The organism is Serratia quinivorans, assembly GCF_052113645.1.
Lineage (GTDB): Bacteria > Pseudomonadota > Gammaproteobacteria > Enterobacterales > Enterobacteriaceae > Serratia > Serratia quinivorans_B.
This window is the reverse complement of sequence record NZ_JBIEIU010000005.1, coordinates 219,851-240,537: the sequence shown is the minus strand read 5'-3', so window position 1 is coordinate 240,537 and position 20,687 is coordinate 219,851. Positions and strand designations below refer to the sequence as shown.

The window sequence follows — 20,687 nt, the reverse complement described above, 5'->3', positions numbered from 1 at the left end:
CCCTCCTGACGACTCAGGAGGGGGCGCAGGTCAGGCCGCCAGCGTATGTTCGCGGAAGGCGGTCAGCAGCTCCTCGGTAAACTTCAGGCGTTTCTGGCGGTCGGTCAGATCCAGCATAAACTTCAGCTTGGTCGGGCCATCCAGGCGATAGATCTGCGGATTGCTTTGCAGCAGGCCAATCAAATAGCCCGGATCGACCAGGTTCTTTTCGCCAAACTCAATAAAGCCGCCGCGCTCATTGCCCTCGATACGTTTGATCCCCAGTTTCTGCGCATGTTGGCGCAGCGCCGCGCTTTGCAGCAGATTGCGCGCCGGATCCGGCAGCAGGCCGAAGCGGTCGATCAGCTCGACTTTCAGTTCTTCCAGCTCACCGTCGTTTTTCGCGCTGGCGATGCGTTTATAGAATGACAGGCGGGTGTTAACGTCCGGGATATAATCATCCGGCAACAGGGCCGGCATGCGTAGCTCCACCTCGGTCTGGTTGCTGGTGAGATCTTCCAGCGAAGGCTCACGCCCGTGCTTGAGGGCATCAACCGCGCTTTCCAGCAGTTCCATATACAGCGAGAAACCGACGGTGGTCATCTGGCCACTCTGATCTTCGCCCAGCAGCTCGCCCGCACCGCGGATCTCCAGATCGTGGGTGGCCAGGGCAAAACCGGCCCCCAGGTCTTCCAGCGATGCGATGGCCTCCAGCCGTTTATGGGCGTCAGTGCTCATGGCTTTCGGATTCGGCGTCAGCAGATAGGCGTAGGCCTGGTGGTGCGAACGTCCGACGCGGCCGCGTAGCTGGTGAAGCTGTGCCAGCCCGAAGCGATCGGCACGTTCGATGATAATGGTATTGGCGCTGGGAATATCGATGCCGGTTTCGATAATGGTGGTGCAGACCAGCACGTTGAAACGCTGGTGGTGGAAGTCGTTCATCACCCGTTCCAGGTCGCGTTCGCGCATCTGGCCGTGGCCAATCGCGATACGCGCTTCCGGCACTAATTCCGCCAGCTTCTCTGCGGCCTTTTCGATGTTTTCCACGTCGTTGTACAGGTAGTAAACCTGGCCGCCACGCAGCACCTCACGCAGGATCGCCTCGCGTACCACCAGACTGTCGTACTCGCGCACGAAGGTTTTCACCGCCAGGCGGCGAGCCGGTGGGGTGGCGATAATCGACAGGTCACGCATGCCGCTCATGGCCATGTTCAGCGTACGTGGGATCGGCGTGGCGGTCAGCGTCAGGATATCCACATCGGCGCGCATCGCCTTGATGCGCTCTTTGTGGCGCACGCCGAAGCGGTGTTCTTCATCGACAATCAGCAGCCCCAAATCTTTCCAGCGCAGATCGCTCTGCAGCAGTTTGTGGGTGCCAATGATGATGTCCACTTTGCCGTCGACGGCATCGTCCATCACCTGTTGCTGTTCCTTGGCGCTACGGAAACGCGACATCATTTCGATGCGGATCGGCCAGGTCGCGAAGCGATCGCGGAAGTTGTCGAAATGCTGTTGCGCCAGCAGAGTGGTTGGCACCAACACCGCCACCTGCTTGCCGTTTTCCACCGCCAGGAACGCGGCGCGCATCGCCACTTCGGTTTTGCCGAAGCCGACATCACCGCACACCAGACGGTCCATGGCCAGCGGTTGGCACATATCGCTCAGCACGGCGTTAATCGCCTGCTCCTGGTCCGGGGTGGTTTCAAACGGGAAACTTTGGCAGAACAGTTGATACTGTTCGCGGTTATGTTTAAAGGCGAAGCCGGTTTTGGCGGCGCGCTGGGCGTAAATATCCAGCAGTTCCGCCGCCACGTCCCGCACCCGTTCAGCGGCTTTCTGCCGGGCGCGTGACCAGGCGTCACCGCCCAGTTTGTGCAGCGGGGCGTTTTCGTCGGCACCGCCGGCGTAGCGACTGATCAGATGCAGCGAAGAGACCGGCACGTAAAGTTTGTCTTCACCGGCGTAGGCCAGGATCAGGTATTCGGCCTTGATGCCGCCGGCTTCCAGCGTGGTCAGGCCAACGTAACGCCCTACGCCGTGTTCCAGATGCACCACCGGCTGGCCGGGGTGCAGCTCCGCCAGGTTGCGGATCAGCACATCGGTATTAATAGTGCGACGGTTGTCCTGCCGACGGCGGCTGACGCGTTCGCCGAGCAGATCGCTTTCGCAGATCAGCGCCCGGTTGCGCATGCCGTCGAGGAAACCGCGCTCGGAGGCACCGACCATCATGTAGCGGCCAGCGGCCTCGGCTTGATCGAGACGCTGGATCAGCGAGGTACCCAGCTTGATGCGGCCGAGCAGATCCTGCAGCGTTTCACGGCGGCCTTCGCTTTCGACCGAGAAAATGATGCTGCCGTCGAAACTTTCAGTAAACCGACGCAGGTTGTCCAGTGGCGCTTTCTGCTGGGCTTGCACCGCCAGATCCGGCAGGGTGCGATAATCCAGGTTGGTGTTGCCGGCCCTGGCAGGCAGCTCCTCGGTTTTCAGCGCCATGCGCGGCCAGGCTTTCAACTCGCCAAACAGCGCATCAACCCGCAGCCACAGGCTGTCCGGTGCCAGCAGTGGGCGCATCGGATCGACCCGACGGCTCTCGTAGCGCTGGTTAACGTCCAGCCAGAAACGCTCGGCGGCGCTCTCCAGATTACCGGTATTGACGATCAGCGTGTTGCTCGGCAGGTAGCTGAACAGCGACGGCAGCGGTTGGCTGAAGAACAGCGGCTGCCAATATTCGATGCCGGCCGGCCAGGTCCCTTTGCTGACCTGCTGATAAATATGTTCGGCGTCGCGGCGCACTTCAAACTGTTCACGCCACTGGCTGCGGAACAGCTCGATGGCATTTTTGTCGGTAGGGAATTCATGAGCCGGCAACAGGTTGATGGCGTCGACTTCGCTCAGCGTGCGCTGATTGTCGACATCAAAGGTGCGCAGGCTGTCGATCTCGTCGTCGAAGAAATCGATGCGGTAAGGTTCTTCGCTGCCCATGGGGAACAAGTCGAGCAGCGCGCCACGGGTGGCGAACTCACCGTGTTCCATCACCTGATCGACGCTGCGGTAACCGGCCTGTTCCAGTTGGGCGCGCAGTTTGTCACGCGACAGACGCTGGCCTTTTTTCATCACCAGCGCGTGGCCGTGCAGGAATTCGTGCGGGCAAACGCGCTGCATCAGGGTATTGACCGGCAAAATGATGACACCGCGCATCATGGTCGGCAGGTGGTACAGGCTCGACAGACGGGCGGAGATAATTTCCTGATGCGGTGAGAAGCTGTCGTAAGGCAGGGTTTCCCAGTCGGACAGCGTGGTCACCATTTGGTCGGTGAACTGCTGAATTTCGTCGCGCAGCCGCAGGGCATTTTGCATGTCCGGGGCGATCAGCATCACCGGCCCGTTGTGACGTTCGACGATCTCGGCGCATTCCACGGCGCAGGCCGCGCCGGTCAGTTGCCCCAACTGGCGCAAATCGCCCGCGCGCTCAGGCAGGGAATAACGGGAGGATGACGATGATGAGGAACGGTTAGGCTTATCGGAGGTGCTCATTAAGGTATCTTTAATCAATATGTTAAATTTCGCCCGGCACAAATTACAACGCGCCTTTACCCGGTAATACTAGCCCACTGGGCAATAAACTGACATAGGTAAAAGCGCGAAGCTGCAGTCTGTCGGTGGATATTTAACCGTCTGGTGGCACTATTCTTGTGCTGCCATGGCGAGATAGTCGGCGATTTTATCGACGTCGACGTTGCCCCCGCTGACGATCACCCCGACTTTTTTGCCACGCAGGTCAATCAGCGAGTTCATCGCCGCGGCGGCGGCCAGGCACCCGGTCGGCTCGACCACCATTTTCATGCGCTCCATAAAGAAGCGCATCTGCCGGCAGAGTTGCTGGTCGCTGACCGTCAAAATGTCTTCTACGTACTGTTGAATGATCGGGAAGGTCAGTGCGCCTACCTGCTGAGTCTGTGCGCCGTCGGCGATGGTGTTCGGCACCGGGATCTGTACCGGCCGGCCGCTGCGGAACGCCTGTTGCACATCGTTGCCGGCCTGCGGTTCAACGCCGAACACCCGGCAACCCGGCGACCAGTGGTGCGCCGCCACCGCGCTACCGGCCAGCAAGCCGCCACCGCCGGTACACACCAGCAACACATCCAACGGCCCGACTTCCTCTATCAATTCTTTGGTGGCGGTGCCCTGACCGGCGATCACCTGCGGATAATCATAGGGCGGCACTATCGTCAGGCCCTGCTCGGCAGCCAGCCGCTGGGTAATGGCTGCGCGGTCTTCGTTGTGACGCTGATAAATCACCACGTTGGCGCCGTAGCCACGCGTCGCCGCCAGCTTGGTTGCCGGTGCGTCGTGCGGCATCACTATGGTCACCTTGACCCCGAGCTCCCGCGCCGCCAATGCCATGGCCTGCGCATGGTTGCCGGAGGAGAAGGCGATCACCCCCGCCTGCCGCTGCGCCGGGCTCAATTGGGCAATCGAATTGTAGGCACCACGGAACTTGAAAGCGCCGACGCGCTGGAAGTTCTCGCACTTGAAGAACAGCTGCGCGCCGACGATGTGATCGGCCTGCTGCGAGGTCATGACCGGCGTGCGGATGGCATGGCCAGCCAGAACTTCTGCGGCGGTAGAGATATCGGCGGCGGTGATGCAGTGGGGCGTTGAACTCATGGCGACCTCGTGCTGGTGAAAGGTTGATTGATTACCCGGAGATTTTAATTTACTCTTTGTAAAGTTATTGTCAAATGGTTAAGTTTATGAGCGATCTCAGGCAGGAAAATGCGTTGCTGTTGCGCGAAGCGGAAAAAATTGTCCAGGCACTGGGCGCGATGTTTGCCCCCAGTTGCGAAGTGGTGCTGCACGATCTGACGCAACCGAATCACGCCATTGTCACCATTGCCAATAATCTGTCTAACCGCAGTATCGGCGACGCCGCCAGTGAAATGGGGCTGGAGCGCATTGCCTCGCCGGACTTTCCGGACGTGGTGCAAAACTACGCCAACGCATTCCCGGACGGGCGGCCGGCCAAGAGCACCTCCATCGGCCTGCGTAACAGCCAGGGGACTTATGTGGCAGCGATCTGCCTCAATCTGGATGTCTCAATCTTCAACAGCGTTAACGCCATTCTGCAACAGCTGACGGCGGTGGTGCAGAGCGCGCCGCAGCCGGCGGACGAGGGCGCGCGTTCGCTGTCCGACATCGCCTCCGTGATCAACAATTTTGCCGCCTCGCACGCCACCGCACCGCGTGCGCTCACCTCCGAACAGCGTTTTCAGGTGATCCAACAGTTAAAGCAGCAGGGCTATCTGCAGCTGCGCGGGGCGGCCACCATGGCGGCGGAGGCGCTAGGCATTTCACGGGTGTCGGTTTACAACCTGTTAAAGCGGGATGCCGGGTGACGTGCTGCCATTAGCGTGATCGACGGAATAAAAGGCGTCAGGGTGGTTCCCTAAACGGGGTATAGCCTTTATTATCCTTGATCACTTTGCTTAAGCTACGGCAACAAAACGGATTTCATGTATCAACCTGTCGCGTTATTCATTGGCCTGCGCTACATGCGCGGGCGGGCCTCAGACCGCTTCGGACGGTTTGTTTCCTGGCTTTCCACCATCGGCATTACGCTGGGGGTGATGGCGTTGGTCACCGTGTTATCGGTGATGAACGGTTTTGAAAAGGATCTGGAAAACAACATCCTCGGCCTGATGCCGCAGGCGTTGATCACCAGCCCGCAAGGGTCGATCAACCCGCAGCAGATCCCGGCCTCGGTGGTGCAGGGCCTGCAAGGCGTTAGCCGCGTTGCGCCATTGACCACCGGCGACGTGGTGCTGCAAAGCGCCCGCAGCGTGGCGGTCGGCGTGATGCTGGGGGTCAACCCGGACGAAGCCGATCCTTTGACGCCGTTCCTGGTGAACGTCAAGCAACAGCTGCTGCAGCCGGGCCAGTACAACATCATTATCGGCGAGCAGTTGGCCGGGCAGCTCGGCGTCAAACGCGGCGATCCACTGCGGGTGATGGTCCCGAGCGCCAGCCAGTTCACGCCGATGGGCCGCATTCCTATCCAACGTCTGTTTACCGTGGTCGGCACCTTCCATGCCAACAGCGAAGTGGACGGCACCCAGATGCTGGTCAATCAGCAGGATGCCTCGCGTTTGCTGCGCTACCCGGCCGGCAACATCACCGGCTGGCGTCTGTTCCTGCAACAGCCGCTGACGGTCGATACGCTCAGCCAACAGAAATTGCCGCAGGGCACCGAGTGGAAAGACTGGCGCGAACGCAAGGGCGAGCTGTTCCAGGCGGTGCGTATGGAGAAAAACATGATGGGGCTGTTGCTCAGCCTGATCGTGGCGGTGGCGGCCTTTAACATCATTACTTCGCTGGGCCTGCTGGTGATGGAAAAGCAGGGCGAAGTCGCCATTCTGCAGACCCAGGGCCTGACGCGTCGGCAAATCATGTCGGTGTTTATGGTGCAAGGCGCCAGCGCCGGCATTATCGGTTCACTGCTCGGTACGCTGCTGGGCGTGTTGCTGGCCAGCAACCTGAATAACCTGATGCCGATCCTCGGCGCATTGATTGACGGCGCCTCGTTGCCGGTAGCGGTTGATCCGCTGCAGGTGACCATCATCGCCGTCGCGGCGATGGCGGTCTCCCTGTTGTCCACGCTTTACCCTTCATGGCGCGCTGCCGCCGTACAACCCGCTGAGGCTTTACGTTATGAGTAACCATCTTTTGTTGCAGTGCGACAACCTGTGCAAGACCTATCAGGAAGGCAACCTGCATACCGACGTACTGCGCAATGTCAGCTTTGCCATGCAGCCGGGCGAGATGATGGCGATTGTCGGCAGTTCGGGTTCCGGTAAAAGTACCTTGCTGCACCTGCTGGGCGGGTTGGATTCACCGACCTCCGGCGAGGTGATTTACAAGGGGCAATCGCTGAACACGCTGTCTTCGGCGGCCAAGGCCGAGCTGCGCAACCGCCAGTTAGGCTTTATCTACCAGTTCCACCACCTGTTGCCGGACTTTACCGCGCTGGAAAACGCCGCGATGCCATTGTTGATCGGTGGGATGAAACCGGCGCAGGCGCAGGAAAAGGCGCTGGAAATGTTGACGGCGGTCGGGCTGGCAAAACGCAGCAAGCACCGGCCTTCAGAGTTATCCGGCGGCGAGCGTCAGCGCGTGGCGATTGCCCGTGCGCTGGTGAATAACCCGTCGCTGGTCTTGGCGGACGAACCCACCGGTAATCTGGATAAACGCACCGCCGACAGCATCTTTGATCTGCTCGGTGAACTGAATGTGCGTCAGGGCACCGCGTTCCTGGTGGTCACCCATGACCTGCAGTTGGCCAAGCGTCTCAGCCGCCAGCTGGAAATGGCCGACGGCCATCTGCAGGCTCAGTTGACCCTGTTGGGGGCTGAGTAATGGCAGGTGCGTCACTTTCCTTTCTGACGGCCCTGCGTTTCAGCCGTGGGCGCAAACGCGGCGGCATGGTGTCGTTGATCTCGGTGATCTCCACCATTGGTATCGCGCTGGGCGTGGCGGTGCTGATCGTCGGGCTGAGCGCCATGAACGGTTTTGAGCGCGAACTGAAAAACCGCATTTTGGCGGTGGTGCCGCACGGTGAAATCGAGCCGGTGAAACAGCCGTTCAAAGACTGGTCGTCGATTCTGCAACGCGTGGAGAAAGTGCCGGGCATCCTGGCCGCCGCCCCGTATATTAACTTTACCGGCCTGATGGAAAATGGTGCGCAGCTGCGTGCGGTTGGTGTGAAAGGGGTAGATCCCCAGCAGGAGAACCAGCTCAGCGCGCTGCCGAAGTACGTGCAGGGTGATGCCTGGGCCAATTTCAAAAGCGGTGAACAGCAGGTGATCCTCGGCAAAGGCGTTGCCGATGCGCTGGGCGTCAAGCAGGGCAGCTACGTGACGGTGATGATCCCCAACAGCGACCCGCAGATGAAGCTGTTGCAACCGAAGCGTATTCGTTTGCACGTGACCGGGATTTTGCAGCTCAGTGGCCAGCTTGATCACAGCCTGGCGATGGTGCCGCTGGCCGATGCCCAGCAGTATCTGGACATGGGCGACAGCGTGACCGGCATCGCCATCAAGGTTAACGACGTGTTCGCCGCTAACAAACTGGTGCGTGCTGCCGGTGAGGTCACCAATTCCTACGTGTATATCAAGAGCTGGATTGGTACCTACGGTTATATGTACCGCGATATCCAGATGATCCGCGCCATCATGTATTTGGCGATGGTACTGGTGATCGGCGTTGCCTGTTTTAACATTGTCTCCACGCTGGTGATGGCGGTGAAGGACAAGAGCGGTGATATCGCCGTGTTGCGCACGCTGGGGGCCAAAGACGGTTTTATCCGCGCCATATTTATCTGGTACGGCCTGCTGGCCGGGCTGGTGGGCAGCCTCAGCGGCGTGGTGGTCGGGGTGATCGCCTCACTGCAGCTGACCAATATCATCAAAGGATTGGAAAAACTGATGGGGCATTCATTCCTGTCGGGCGATATCTACTTCATCGACTTCCTGCCTTCCGAACTGCACTGGCTGGACGTGGTGATTGTCCTGGTGACCGCGTTGGTGCTCAGCCTGTTGGCTAGCTGGTATCCGGCCAGGCGCGCCAGTCGTATCGATCCGGCGCGAGTGTTGAGCGGACAATAATGAAAATCAGGGGAGGCAGAGATGCCGCCCCATTTTTTTAGCCTGAGGGTGGGTTATGTACTACGGTTTCGATATGGGCGGCACCAAGATTGAGCTGGGCGTGTTCGATGCAGACCTGAAACGCATCTGGCAGAAAAGGGTGCCGACGCCGCGTGAAGATTATCGGCAACTGTTGGCGACGCTGCGCGACCTGACCTTTGAGGCGGATGCGTTTTGCGGCCGGAAGGGCATGGTGGGTATCGGCATTCCAGGCTTGCCCAACGACGATGACGGCACGGTCTTCACCGCTAACGTCCCGGCGGCGATGGGGCAGCGCCTGCCGCATGACCTGGCCGAGTTGATTGGCCGTGAAGTGCGCATCGATAACGACGCCAACTGCTTTGCGCTGTCGGAGGCCTGGGACGACGAGTTCCGCCGTTATCCCACGGTGCTGGGCATCATCCTCGGGACCGGTGTCGGCGGCGGGCTGATCGTCGACGGCAAGGTGCTCTCCGGGCGTAACTATATCGCCGGCGAATTTGGCCATTTCCGCCTGCCGGTGGATGCGCTGGAGGTGCTGGGACGTGATATACCTCGCGTTCCTTGTGGGTGCGGCCATCAGGGTTGCATCGAAAATTACATTTCTGGCCGCGGTTTTGAGTGGATGTACGCCCACTTTTACCAGCAGCACTTGCCTGCGCAACAGATCATTGCGCATTATCAGGCTGGTGAGCCGCAGGCCGTGGCTCATGTCGAACGTTTCATGGACGTCCTGGCGATTTGCCTGGGCAATCTGCTGACCATCATCGATCCGCATCTGGTGGTAATTGGCGGCGGGTTGTCGAATTTTGACGCTATCTACCAGGCGTTACCCCAGCGTTTGCCGGCGCATGTGTTGCGTGTGGCCAAGCTGCCGCGGATTGAAAAGGCGCGCTACGGGGATGCCGGTGGCGTACGCGGGGCGGCGTTCCTCAATTTGGTTAACAGGGAAAAGTAAGGAGAGAGTAATGCACACTCGCCATCGGCTGTGTCAGTTTCGCAAGAGTAAGCATGTGCTGCATCAGCGCTTTCGTTCGCGGATTTTTCATCGCGACACCATGGCGGCGGCCGAGCTGAAAAAGCCGTTTGTCGTGGTGTTGACCGGGGCCGGGATCTCGGCTGAATCGGGCATTCGTACTTTCCGCGCCGCAGACGGGCTGTGGGAAGAGCATAGCGTGGAAGACGTCGCCACGCCGGAAGGCTACCAGCGCGATCCACAGCTGGTGCAGGCGTTTTACAATGAGCGCCGTCGCCAGTTGCAGTCACCGGACATTGCGCCTAACGCCGCACACCGTGCCCTGGCAGATCTGGAAGCCTGGCTGGGGGATAACTTCCTGCTGGTGACGCAAAATATCGATAACCTGCACGAGCGTGCGGGCAGTTCACGGGTGCTGCATATGCACGGCGAGCTGCTGAAAGTCCGCTGCACCAGTTCCGGACAGGTCTTCGACTGGCCGGAAGATCTCAGCGTGGACGATCGCTGCCATTGCTGCCAGTTCCCGGCACCGCTACGGCCGCATATCGTGTGGTTCGGCGAAATGCCGTTGGGTATGGACGAAATCTATCAGGCGCTGGCCAAGGCTGACTTTTTTGTCGCCATCGGCACCTCGGGCCACGTTTACCCGGCGGCCGGTTTCGTGCATGAGGCACGGTTGGGCGGGGCGCATACCATGGAGCTCAATCTGGAGCCCAGCCAGGTGGAAAGCCAGTTTGATGAAAAACACTATGGTCAGGCCAGCGCGGTGGTGCCACGCTTTGTGCACAAATTCCTGGTAGGGAAAGTGGCCAGGGCCGATCGGCCTTAACCCCGGTGCGATACGCTGCCTGATCTTGGTAACCGGCCGGCCGTTTGACGCCGGCCTTTCTTTTGGGTGAATGAGCAGGGGCGACGGTGAATTTTAAACAGGTATTCAGCCAGGCGGATCTGAGCAAAACGGATCTCACCATCCTCAACGCGATTTTCGACAACCCGGACGCCTGTATTGACGACGGTATCCGCGCGGTTTCCGTTCGTTGCCACAGTTCGCCATCGACCCTGGTGCGGCTGGCGAAAAAGCTGGGTTTTCGCGGCTATCTGGAACTGGTGTATTTCGTCAAATTCAACCTGGTGATGGCACCGGCCTTTCAAGGGGCGCCGGAGCAGGCCGCGCCAGTGGGCGTAAAGCAGCAGGCGCAGTTCCTCGATATGCTCGACAGCGGCAAAATTCTGATCCACGGCAGCGGCTTCTCACAGCTGGTGGCGCAGTATATGTACAACAAATTCATGACGCTGGGTATCGACAGTTATCTGTCGCTGTGGCCGGATTTCGAGATCCTCGATCGAGAGATGCGTTTTCGGTTTGATATGGTGATTGTGATTTCAAAATCGGGCAACAGCAGTTCGGCGCTGAGTTGGAGCGAAGCGGTGAAGCGCAACAATATCCGGCTGGCGGCGTTTTGTGGCGACGGTAACAGCCCGTTGGCGCAGCAGGCCGATATGACCTTTATTTATGAGGATCGGCAAAAGTACGACCACGATATTTACTACCCCAATCCGTTTTTTGGTCACTGCCTGCTGGGGTTCGAAAACCTGATCAAAGCCTGGTTTGAACGGCGCAACCGTTGAGGGGCTACGCCGTATCGGCCTCGTTTAACGCCAATGTTTGGCATAAAGGTGGTGAGCCTGCAGATACTCCCCAACCAGGGTTTTCGCCAGCGAGTAAGAGTTGACCAGCGGATGCACCATCAGTGCCTTAATGGCCTTCTGACTGTCTCCCTCCAAAATGGCGGCTACCGCCAGGCGCTCGTACTCTTTAACCTGTGAGATCAGGTTCTTCTGGGTATCGGGGATATCCCGCATTTTCACCGGATGAATGCCCGCGTTGCTAAGCTCACAGCTGATTTCGATCACGTCTTCCGGATGCAGGAAGTCAAGCGTGTCATTGTTTTGCATCGAGACCACGACGCGTTTTTGCTGGCCGTTATTCACCGCCTCCAGAATGTCTATCGCCACCCCGGCGTAACCGCCACTGTCAGGCTGCTCGATAAACTGTTGCAGCGTCAGCATCTCGCGCTCTTTCACTTTGCCCTGGCTGGATTCGCGCTGCATGTAAGAGTTTTCCCGCGTCAGATAGTGGCTAAAATAGACGCTGAAGGCCTGCTCCAACTGATTGGCAATGTCCAGCTTGGCAAGGTCGGCCAGCATTTGCTGATTGATCAGCGCAATTTGTTCGCCACGGGTTTCTCCGGCGTCGACAATCGCGGCGATCGCCTGTTCCCGGTAGTAGTAGTAATACAGATACTCGTTGAGCATCAGGTTATCGGACAGCGCCACCAGCTGCGGCGAGAAATATTTCATGCAGGTATCACGGTATAGGCGCGGGTCGGCCAGCAATTGTTCGGTCACCTCCTGACCATTGACCCGCACGTTGCGGAACCACGACAGGTGATTTAGCCCAAAGCAGTCGACGCTCAATTCGGACTCGCGGCAGCCCAGCAGCTCCGCCAGTTCACGGATAAACTCGCTGGGGGCGTCGCAAATACCGTACACCTTGCGCTTGAAACCGGATTTGATGATGGCCTCGGTCACCATGCCGGAAGGGTTGGTGAAGTTGAACAGCACCGCGTCCGGTGACGCCACCTGTTCAATCAGCCGACAATAATCCACTATGGCCGGGATAGAGCGCATCGCCATGGCGAAACCGCCTGCCCCGGTGGTTTCCTGCCCCAACACCTGATGATTGAGCGCGATACGCTCGTCATGAATGCGGCCTTCCTCGCCGCCGATACGCAGGGTGGTGATGATATAATCGGCTCCGCTCAGCGCCTCGCGGGCATCGCTGCTCAGGCTGAACGCGATGTCGTGGCGGATGCGCTCGAATACTCCCTGAGCGATCGCGCCGTAGACGGCCAATTTTTGCCGATCGGTATCCATAAACACCACTTCGGTCACACCAATGCGATGTGCGTTATAGGCAATGGACTTGGCCAGGAACGGCGAACGTACGCCGCCGCCGCCCAGAACGGTTAATTTCATGACGTTTCTCCCAATTAATAAACGTTATAATGCAGCTAAATATTTTTCGACCTGACTCTTCACTTTGCCGACGGTGACGCCATAGATCACCTGAACCTCACGTCGGTTTTTCACCACGCCTTTTGCGCCGGTGCTTTTTAATGCGGGTTCGTCAATTAATTGCATGTCTTTTAATTCGACCCGCAGTCGGGTGAAACAATTGTCGACGGAAATAATGTTTTCTTTGCCACCCAGGGCGCGAATAATAATTCCACTTAATTCATTTGGCGTATTCTTGCTGTTTTGATAATCCTGCTTGGAATAGAGTTTGACCTCATCGTCATCCTCACGGCCCGGCGTTTTTAAGTTGAGTTTCAGCACCAGGGTTTTGAACACCAGGTAATAGACGGCGAACTGCACCAGGCCAATCACCACATACAGCGGCCAGCGGGTGAGCGCCACCGGCAGCGGCAGGTTATACACTAAAAATTCAATCAGACCGCTGGCCCCCCAGGGGCGAACCTCAAACAGGTTGCACGCAACCTGCGACAGCGCAGTCAACACAGCGTGTATCACCCACAGCAGCGGTGAGATAAACAGAAAGGTGAACTCGATGGGCTCGGTGATCCCCACCAGAATGGAAGTGGTGATGGCCGGGATCAATATCGCCTTGGCCAACATTTTCTTCTGCGGTTTGGCGGTGTGGTAGAACGCCAGCGCGGCGCCGGACAGGCCGAAAATGGTGACCATGCCCTGTTGCGAAAAGCGCAGCGCTTCGTTCATCAATGGAGAGATGCTCGGGTCACGCATATAAGCGAGGAAAATCGCCTGCGAGCCTGACACCGTATGGCCGTCTTGTACGATAGACCCCCCGATGCTGGTGAGCTGAAACGGTGACCAGATAAAATGATGCAGCCCGGTGGGGATCAGGAATTTTTCGAAGAAGCCGTAGACGAAAACGCCGAGCGAGCCTGAGCTTTTCATAAAGCCGGTCAGGGAGATCAGCCCGTGCGAAATGGCCGGCCACAGATAGCTGAAACCGACGGCGTACAGCATAATTACCGGCGTCATGGCAATTAACACCAGCTTGGAACCGCCGTAAACCGAAAGCACGCCATTCAGCTCCACGTTACACAACCGGTTGTGTACCCAGGCGATGGTCACCCCGAGGATCAAGCCAAGGAAAATGCCCATATCCACCACGGTGAAGCCCAGCAGTTCGGTTTGTCCGGTACCGTAATATTCCCCGTTAATTTTCTGCTCTACGTGGCCGCTTAATTGCAAGTAGGATGAGTTGGCGCCGAGGAACATAATAAAGCACATCACGGCAACCAGCGCCGCTTCGCTTTTTTTGTCTTTCGCCAGCCCGTAGGTAATACCGATGCAAAAAATCAGCCCGAGATTGCCAAACAGCGGCCAAAAAGTATCGCCGATCATTTTCCCGATATGAAATACGCCGGAGTTTTCATTCACCAGCGTGGCGTTGGTCAGAATAGAACTTAACGCCAGAATCAGACCAATCACCGGCAGAAAGAATATCGGCCCCATCATGGCTTTGGAGAAAACCTGCAGCTTGCTTAAGATATTATCAATAATATCTTTCATGGCAGTTCCTTTTTTATATTTTAGTGGATAACGACGTTGCTGGTAATACTCCCTGGTATGGCGAAATAAAATGATTTTGAATGCGGCAACCCCTGCCTTAAATCAGTTATAGGTGGAATGATTTAACGATGCAATCAACGGCCGGAAAAAGGCACCGGTGGTCAGTGACTGACAACCGGTGCCAGGCGTGAAGAGGATCACATAAGAAGGTGACCGGCCGGCGAGGTTTGGCGGGCGGCAAAGCACAAAGGCGAAATTTCAAACACAACAGGAATTAATGATTTCCGTTAAATCTGGTTAAAAATGACCTGTCTCAATATTTGATCTTGATCGGTTCCGCATAATGAAACGCGAAATTCTGAGGGCGGATACCATGGATAAACTACTTGATCGCTTTTTTAACTACGTCTCATTCGACACGCAATCTAAAGCGAACGTCAAACATGTGCCGAGCACCGACGGGCAACTGAAGCTGGCGCGTGCGTTGCAGCAGGAAATGATTGAACTGGGGTTTGAACGGGTGTCGCTCAGTGAGCATGGCTGCGTGATGGGCACCTTGCCGGGGAACGTAACCTGGCCCGTGCCGGCGATAGGATTTATTTCCCATCTGGATACTTCACCGGATTTTACCGGCAAGCACGTTAACCCGCAGATCGTCGAGAACTACCGCGGCGGCGATATCGCTTTGGGCATCGGCGATGAAGTGCTATCACCGGTGATGTTCCCGATCCTGCACCAGATGCTGGGGCAGACGCTGATCACCACCGACGGCAAAACGCTGCTCGGCGCCGATGACAAGGCGGGCATCGCCGAAATCCTGACCGCCATGGTGCGGTTGCAGCAGCGCAATATCCCACATGGCGATATCCGCGTGGCCTTTACGCCGGATGAAGAGGTGGGGAAAGGGGCGCGCTTGTTTGACGTGGCGCAGTTCAATGCCGAATGGGCCTATACCGTCGATGGCGGTGGCGTGGGTGAGTTGGAGTGTGAAAACTTCAATGCGGCGTCGGTGACGGTGAAAATTGTCGGCAATAATGTGCACCCGGGCAGCGCCAAAGGGGTGATGGTCAATGCATTGTCGTTGGCGACGCGCATTCAACAGGCATTACCGGCGGATGAAACCCCGGAAACCACCAGTGGCTATCAGGGTTTCTACCACCTCAGCAACCTTAAGGGGAGCGTTGAGCGTGCTGAAATGCACTATATTCTGCGTGATTTTGAGCGTGAAGGTTTTGAGGCACGTAAACGCCGGATGATAGAAGTTGCCCAACAAGTGGGAAAAGGTCTGCCGCGCGATTGTTATATCGAGGTCACGATCGAAGACAGTTATTACAATATGCGCGAACAGGTGGCGGAGCATCCGCATGTGATTGTGTTGGCGCAACAGGCGATGCGTGATTGTGATATCGAACCGATCATGAAACCGATTCGCGGGGGTACCGACGGCGCGCAACTGTCGTTTCGTGGCTTACCTTGCCCCAATCTGTTTACCGGCGGCTATAACTATCATTGCAAGCATGAGTTTGTTTCGCTGGAAGGGATGGAACAGGCGGTTTCGGTCATTATGCGTATCGCTGCGCTGACGGCAGAACGCGCCAAATAATCCTGATTACAGTGGGTATAATTGCTTGCCGCAACAATGATTTGCTCCTAGTGTAGGATATATTTCCAGCACAAGGAGCCCTATCATGAGCAGTACCGAACACCGTATCGATAGCCAATGTCTTGAGCAGTTTGTGCAGGCTATTTGGCGTCACGCCGGCAGTACCGAGCAGGAAGCCGCGTTGGTGGCGGATCATCTGGTTCAGGCGAATCTGGCCGGGCACGATTCCCACGGCGTAGGCATGATCCCCAGCTATATGTCGTCATTGGCTCAGGGGCATTTGCAACTTAACGTTCATGCCCAGGTGGTACGCGACGCCGGTGCGGTACTGACGGTGGACGGTGGCCAGGGTTTCGGTCAGGTCGTGGCCAGCGAGGCGATGGACAAAGGAATAGAGCGCGCCCGGCAATTGGGGCTGGCGGCGGTGGCACTGAATAATTCGCACCATATCGGGCGCATTGGCCACTGGGCTGAACAGTGCGCGCGCGCCGGCTTTATCTCCATCCATTTCGTCAATGTGGTGGGTGATCCTATGGTGGCGCCGTTTGGCGGCAGCGATCGTCGTTTTGGCACCAACCCCTTCTGCGTTATTTTCCCCCGTAAGGATAAAAAGCCGTTGCTGCTGGATTTCGCCACCAGCGGCATCGCGTTTGGCAAAACCCGTGTGGCCTACAACAAAGGGCTGAACGTCGCGCCGGGCTATCTGATCGACCAGCAGGGTCAGCCGACCACGGAACCCAAAGTGATGCACGAGCCGCCGTTTGGCTCGCTGCTGCCTTTCGGTGCGCATAAGGGTTATGCACTGGCCACCATGTGCGAAATTCTCGGCGGTGCGCTGTCCGGTGGGCGAACGACCCATACCGCCACGTTGAAATCCAACAGCGACGCCATTTTCAACTGCATGACCACCCTGATCCTCAACCCGGAAGCCTTTGACGCGCCAGAGATGCAGACCGAGGCGGAGGCGTTTATCGATTGGGTGAAGGCTTCACCGTCCAGTGACGGACGGCCGATTGAAGTGCCGGGTGAATGGGAAGACGCCAACCGCGATGCGCGGTTGCAGCAGGGGATCCCGATAGACGACAACACCTGGCGGCAGATCTGCGCGGCGGCAACCCAGGCGGGCATGTCGGACGCTGAACTGGACGGCTACCAGACCCGGGCGCTGCGGGCATAAAAAAAAGCCCCCCGCCGATAAGCGGGTGGCTCTGGTCAATCAGCCGAAGCTTTAGTCTTTAAAATACCAGTAGCCGCTGTTGATCAACGAGGTCAGCAGCGCCAGGAACGAAGGATCTTCGATGGCGTCGCCCAGCATAGCGGCATCCACGCTGAAATTCTGGCACATCGCATTGGCAGCCTGCAGATGCTCGGTATCCATCAGTTCACCGTTGGCAAAGCACTGATCGCCAACGCGCAGCACACGCAGCCCACCCAGACGTTGCAATGGTTCGCCCTGTTGCAGCAGTTCGTAGATCTCACCGGCCTGATAAGGCGGTTCCGGCGGTGCAGCATCCAGCTCATGACGGGTTTGGGAGATGAACTCGCCGAACCACTGCTGGAAGTGTTCAGGTTGTTGCACCAAATCCAGCATCATCTGACGCAGTGCGTCGACTTCCTGCGGCAGTATTTGTGCCGGTTGTTCGCGCAGTTGAATGTCCGGATCGCTGTAGCGCTTACTGCCCAATTCGCGAGCCAGTACGTAGTCGGCAAAGCCGCTGACCAGCTCACGGCCATTCGGGGCACGGAAACCTACCGAATAATTGAGCGCGTTTTCCAGCGCGTAGCCTTCATGCGGGAAACCCGGCGGGATATACAGAATATCGCCCGGTTCCATTTCTTCATCGATAATGGCGTCGAACGGCTCTACCTGCAGCAAATCCGGGTGCGGGCAGTGCTGTTTCATCGGCACTTTTTCGCCCACGCGCCAGCGACGGCGACCAGTACCCTGAATGATAAAGACGTCGTACTGATCGAGGTGTGGGCCAACGCCGCCGCCTGGGACCGAGAACGAAATCATCAGGTCGTCCATCCGCCAGTCAGGCAGTTGGCGGAACGGGCGCATCAGCGCGCTGGAAGGCTCATGCCAGTGATCCACCGCCTGCACCAGCAGCGACCAGTTGTTTTCGCTCAGGTGATCAAAGCTCTCGAACGGGCCGTGGGCTACCTGCCAACGACCGTCCTGGTGGCTGACCAGTCGGCTGTCCACTTCGTTTTCCATCGCCAGCCCGGCCAACTCATCTGGGGAGATTGGATCGATAAAGTTTTTGAAGCCGCGCTTGAGAATGACCGGGCGTTTTTGCCAATAGCGTTGCAAAAAATCGTTCCAGTCCAGATCTAATTGATAATCCATGTTCTATTCCAGGAGAGAGGAGTGAGCCTGAGTGGGATTATAACGGAAGTTTGGCCCCGTGGATCGGGGCCTGAACAACAGAATTTACTCGTGGTGGTGGGAATCGTGCTGGCGGGCGAAGGTGACCTGCATGCGCGCGCCGCCCAGCGGGCTGTCGCTGATGGTAATAGTGCCATCGTACTGTTCGATAATCTCCGCGGCCACCGACAATCCCAGCCCCTGACCGGGACGCAGCGTGTCCACCCGCTGGCCGCGCTGGAAGATCAATTCGCGCTTGCTTTCCGGGATGCCCGGGCCGTCGTCATCAATGACGATAGTGAGGTATTTATCGGAGTGGAGGGAGGTGATTTCAACAAACTCCAGGCAGTATTTGCAGGCGTTTTCCAGCACGTTGCCCATCACTTCCATAAAGTCGTTTTTCTCCCCCATAAAGGTCACTTCCGGCGAAATATCCAGAGTGATCACCACGCCTTTACGCTGATACACCTTGTTCAGCGCCACGGTCAGGCTGTCCAGCAGGGCCGGTGCCGAATGGATCTCGCGCGTTAGCACCGTTTGCCCCGAGTTGATGCTGGCGCGATGCAGGTAGTAACCGATTTGCTGAGAAATACGGCTGATTTGATCCAGCATGATCGGCTCGACTTCCTCGATGGTGGTCTGCTTGCCGGTGCGCAGTGAACGCAGCGTGGTTTGCAGCACCGCCAACGGCGTTTTCAGGCTGTGGGTCAGATCGGAAAGCGTGGTGCGGTATTTGGTGTAACGCTGACGTTCGTTGCGCACCAGAATATTCAGGTTGCGCACCAGCCCGCGCAGCTCACTGGGGGGATTCTCGTCGAGCTGTTCGCGCTCACCGTTTTCCAACTCACCGACCTGACTCACCAGCGCCTTGATGGGGCGCAGGCTCCAATAGGCCGCCAGCCACAGCAAGGGAACCACCAACAGCAGGTTGGCCAGCAACACGTAGCTGAACCATTCCCATACCACGTCCGAACGCTGCAACTCCTGCGGAATGGTATCGACCACCACGATGCTCAAGGCCGGCAGCCGTGCGGTTGCCGCGTAGGTGTTGACCGCCACGGAGTGGGTCAGGGCATTCTGGTCGTTATCGTCATAGTCTTTGAGCTGATCCTGCGCCTTGGGGTTGTTGCCCAACACTTCGCTACTGATGCGGGTGTCGGTATCAATTTCATAGAAGCCGGACTCTTCCAGCCACTCTTTATTGATGCGCTTTTCCAGCTCCGGCACCTGGCGCTGACTCCACAGCAGCTTGCCCTTATCGTCGTAAATAAATACCAGGGTGGGGAAATTGAGATCGATATCCGGCGGAATGGCGATGGTGAGTTTGTTGTCTTTCCATTGGGCCAGGCTGAAGAACAGGTTACTTTCACCGCGCAGCAGGCGGAAGGCGGTTTTGTCGAAGCTGACAATATAACCGACCACCGCCACCAGGCCATAGGACAGCGACAGCGCCAGGATCACCCCGGCGGTGGCCATCAAAAAGCGGGCGCGCAGTGAGAAAGGTTTTTTACCCTTTTTGAACATGGCGTTCATTTCGCATCAAAACGATAGCCCTGACCACGAACCGTGGTGATCACTTCCTGTGGGTACTCAGCCTGCAGCTTTTTACGCAAACGGCCCATCAATACATCGATGGTATGGCTTTCGCGCAGCTCGGCATCCGGATACAGCTGCAGCATCAGCGAGTCTTTGCTGACTACCTTGCCGGCGTTACGGATTAAGGTTTCGATGATGGTGTATTCGAATGCAGTCAGTTTGATTTGTTGCTCGTTGACGCTTAGTTCACGGCGTGAAAGGTCGATTTGGAACGGAGGCAACTTGATCACCTGGGAAGCCAAACCGCTGTTACGGCGCATCAGCGCCTGCATGCGGGCAATCACTTCTTCCAGATGAAACGGCTTGGTGACGTAGTCGTCGGCACCGGCTTCCAGCACCGCCACTTTGTCCTGCCAGCTTTCACGGGCGGTCAGCACCAGGATTGGCAGCTTCATTTGGTGGGCGCGCCAGCGGCGGATCAGGCTCAGGCCGTCTTCGCCCGGCAGGCCGAGATCGACAATGGCGATGTCAGGCGCATGCTCTTGCAGGAAATAATCGGCTTCTTTGGCGTCCTCTGCTGCATCGACCTGATGGCCCATTTCACGCATCTGTACGGAGAGGTGGTGACGCAATAAACCGTTATCTTCAACAACCAGTACTCGCATGGCGAACTCCTGTGGATCGGCGGGTGAACATCCTGTCACCCACGCTGTAAAGGTAACACGCTCGGCAGCGTGTGAGGGATAGCGTGCGTCAACCTAAGCCATCTGATCGTGATAATGACGTTATGGTAGGTATAACCTGCTCTTACCGCAAGGGACGCAGAACCTTGGTAGGAAATAAGCGCTATCGAATTTTGGTTCGCCGTCATTATCGACAACGACAAATAAACGCCGGATAAACAATGACGAGGCAAAGTTAAAC

General features: G+C 57.5%; 16 protein-coding genes. 9 read left to right on the top strand and 7 right to left on the bottom strand.

Annotation, left to right across the window (positions count from 1 at the left end; all coding sequences use genetic code 11):
* Positions 1-30: 30 nt before the first annotated feature.
* The gene (mfd, locus tag ACGS9J_RS12230; protein WP_442231173.1) at positions 31-3,513 is read right to left on the bottom strand and encodes a transcription-repair coupling factor; all 3,483 of its coding nucleotides are present in this window, start codon (positions 3,511-3,513) and stop codon (positions 31-33) included.
* A 150-nt stretch (positions 3,514-3,663) separates the two neighbouring features.
* Positions 3,664-4,647 carry a threo-3-hydroxy-L-aspartate ammonia-lyase gene (locus ACGS9J_RS12225; protein WP_442231172.1) on the bottom strand — a complete coding sequence of 328 codons (984 nt, stop codon included), beginning with the start codon at positions 4,645-4,647 and terminating at the stop codon, positions 3,664-3,666.
* A gap of 86 nt (positions 4,648-4,733) precedes the next feature.
* Here ACGS9J_RS12225 and ACGS9J_RS12220 point away from each other — a divergent pair, with 86 nt between their 5' ends.
* The 7 genes from ACGS9J_RS12220 to ACGS9J_RS12190 all read left to right on the top strand — a co-directional run bounded on the left by ACGS9J_RS12220 (position 4,734) and on the right by ACGS9J_RS12190 (position 11,262).
* Entirely contained in the window at positions 4,734-5,375 is a 642-nt protein-coding gene (locus ACGS9J_RS12220) for a helix-turn-helix transcriptional regulator (RefSeq protein ID WP_442231171.1), read from the top strand.
* Between the two features lie 117 nt (positions 5,376-5,492).
* Positions 5,493-6,695 carry a lipoprotein-releasing ABC transporter permease subunit LolC gene (lolC, locus tag ACGS9J_RS12215; RefSeq protein WP_442231170.1) on the top strand — a complete coding sequence of 401 codons (1,203 nt, stop codon included), beginning with the start codon at positions 5,493-5,495 and terminating at the stop codon, positions 6,693-6,695.
* Positions 6,688-7,392: a lipoprotein-releasing ABC transporter ATP-binding protein LolD gene (gene lolD / locus ACGS9J_RS12210; protein ID WP_020826458.1), complete on the top strand. Its 705-nt coding sequence runs from the start codon at positions 6,688-6,690 to the stop codon at positions 7,390-7,392. The genes lolC and lolD overlap by 8 nt, the downstream gene beginning before the upstream one ends.
* Positions 7,392-8,639 carry a lipoprotein-releasing ABC transporter permease subunit LolE gene (lolE, locus tag ACGS9J_RS12205; RefSeq protein WP_442231169.1) on the top strand — a complete coding sequence of 416 codons (1,248 nt, stop codon included), beginning with the start codon at positions 7,392-7,394 and terminating at the stop codon, positions 8,637-8,639. The genes lolD and lolE overlap by 1 nt, the downstream gene beginning before the upstream one ends.
* A gap of 55 nt (positions 8,640-8,694) precedes the next feature.
* Positions 8,695-9,615: an N-acetylglucosamine kinase gene (gene nagK, locus ACGS9J_RS12200; RefSeq protein WP_442231168.1), complete on the top strand. Its 921-nt coding sequence runs from the start codon at positions 8,695-8,697 to the stop codon at positions 9,613-9,615.
* A 10-nt stretch (positions 9,616-9,625) separates the two neighbouring features.
* Positions 9,626-10,462, top strand: coding sequence for a Sir2 family NAD+-dependent deacetylase (gene cobB / locus ACGS9J_RS12195; RefSeq protein WP_442231167.1), 837 nt, complete (start codon positions 9,626-9,628; stop codon positions 10,460-10,462).
* Positions 10,463-10,548: 86 nt separating this feature from the next.
* Positions 10,549-11,262, top strand: a complete 714-nt coding sequence (locus ACGS9J_RS12190; protein WP_442231166.1) for a MurR/RpiR family transcriptional regulator — start codon at positions 10,549-10,551, stop codon at positions 11,260-11,262.
* A 24-nt stretch (positions 11,263-11,286) separates the two neighbouring features.
* On the opposite strand, the gene ACGS9J_RS12185 is transcribed toward ACGS9J_RS12190, so the two are convergent.
* Both ACGS9J_RS12185 and ACGS9J_RS12180 read right to left on the bottom strand, forming a co-directional pair.
* Entirely contained in the window at positions 11,287-12,672 is a 1,386-nt protein-coding gene (locus ACGS9J_RS12185) for a family 4 glycosyl hydrolase (protein WP_442231165.1), read from the bottom strand.
* A gap of 24 nt (positions 12,673-12,696) precedes the next feature.
* On the bottom strand, positions 12,697-14,256 hold the full coding sequence (locus ACGS9J_RS12180) for a PTS transporter subunit EIIC (RefSeq protein ID WP_442231164.1): 1,560 nt from the start codon (positions 14,254-14,256) through the stop codon (positions 12,697-12,699).
* Positions 14,257-14,629: 373 nt separating this feature from the next.
* On the opposite strand from ACGS9J_RS12180, the gene pepT reads away from it, so the two are divergent.
* Positions 14,630-15,859: a peptidase T gene (gene pepT, locus ACGS9J_RS12175; RefSeq protein WP_442231163.1), complete on the top strand. Its 1,230-nt coding sequence runs from the start codon at positions 14,630-14,632 to the stop codon at positions 15,857-15,859.
* Positions 15,860-15,944: 85 nt separating this feature from the next.
* Entirely contained in the window at positions 15,945-17,036 is a 1,092-nt protein-coding gene (locus ACGS9J_RS12170) for a malate/lactate/ureidoglycolate dehydrogenase (RefSeq protein ID WP_442231162.1), read from the top strand.
* A gap of 51 nt (positions 17,037-17,087) precedes the next feature.
* On the opposite strand, the gene ACGS9J_RS12165 is transcribed toward ACGS9J_RS12170, so the two are convergent.
* From ACGS9J_RS12165 to phoP, 3 genes are all read right to left on the bottom strand, one after another.
* Complete coding sequence (locus ACGS9J_RS12165; RefSeq protein WP_442231161.1) at positions 17,088-18,209, bottom strand: ribosomal protein uL16 3-hydroxylase; 1,122 nt, start codon at positions 18,207-18,209, stop codon at positions 17,088-17,090.
* 84 nt (positions 18,210-18,293) lie between these two features.
* Positions 18,294-19,751: a two-component system sensor histidine kinase PhoQ gene (gene phoQ / locus ACGS9J_RS12160; protein ID WP_442231160.1), complete on the bottom strand. Its 1,458-nt coding sequence runs from the start codon at positions 19,749-19,751 to the stop codon at positions 18,294-18,296.
* A 5-nt stretch (positions 19,752-19,756) separates the two neighbouring features.
* Positions 19,757-20,428, bottom strand: coding sequence for a two-component system response regulator PhoP (gene phoP, locus ACGS9J_RS12155; RefSeq protein WP_442231159.1), 672 nt, complete (start codon positions 20,426-20,428; stop codon positions 19,757-19,759).
* Between the last annotated feature and the right edge of the window lie 259 nt (positions 20,429-20,687).

Coding starts and splice junctions, on each gene's coding strand:
- mfd (WP_442231173.1), bottom strand. CDS start 3,513: ATGAGCACCTCCGATAAGCCTAACCGTTCCTCATCATCGTCATCCTCC.
- nagK (WP_442231168.1), top strand. CDS start 8,695: ATGTACTACGGTTTCGATATGGGCGGCACCAAGATTGAGCTGGGCGTG.
- ACGS9J_RS12170 (WP_442231162.1), top strand. CDS start 15,945: ATGAGCAGTACCGAACACCGTATCGATAGCCAATGTCTTGAGCAGTTT.
- phoP (WP_442231159.1), bottom strand. CDS start 20,428: ATGCGAGTACTGGTTGTTGAAGATAACGGTTTATTGCGTCACCACCTC.
- ACGS9J_RS12220 (WP_442231171.1), top strand. CDS start 4,734: ATGAGCGATCTCAGGCAGGAAAATGCGTTGCTGTTGCGCGAAGCGGAA.
- cobB (WP_442231167.1), top strand. CDS start 9,626: ATGCACACTCGCCATCGGCTGTGTCAGTTTCGCAAGAGTAAGCATGTG.
- ACGS9J_RS12185 (WP_442231165.1), bottom strand. CDS start 12,672: ATGAAATTAACCGTTCTGGGCGGCGGCGGCGTACGTTCGCCGTTCCTG.
- phoQ (WP_442231160.1), bottom strand. CDS start 19,751: ATGTTCAAAAAGGGTAAAAAACCTTTCTCACTGCGCGCCCGCTTTTTG.
- ACGS9J_RS12180 (WP_442231164.1), bottom strand. CDS start 14,256: ATGAAAGATATTATTGATAATATCTTAAGCAAGCTGCAGGTTTTCTCC.
- lolD (WP_020826458.1), top strand. CDS start 6,688: ATGAGTAACCATCTTTTGTTGCAGTGCGACAACCTGTGCAAGACCTAT.
- lolE (WP_442231169.1), top strand. CDS start 7,392: ATGGCAGGTGCGTCACTTTCCTTTCTGACGGCCCTGCGTTTCAGCCGT.
- lolC (WP_442231170.1), top strand. CDS start 5,493: ATGTATCAACCTGTCGCGTTATTCATTGGCCTGCGCTACATGCGCGGG.
- ACGS9J_RS12225 (WP_442231172.1), bottom strand. CDS start 4,647: ATGAGTTCAACGCCCCACTGCATCACCGCCGCCGATATCTCTACCGCC.
- pepT (WP_442231163.1), top strand. CDS start 14,630: ATGGATAAACTACTTGATCGCTTTTTTAACTACGTCTCATTCGACACG.
- ACGS9J_RS12165 (WP_442231161.1), bottom strand. CDS start 18,209: ATGGATTATCAATTAGATCTGGACTGGAACGATTTTTTGCAACGCTAT.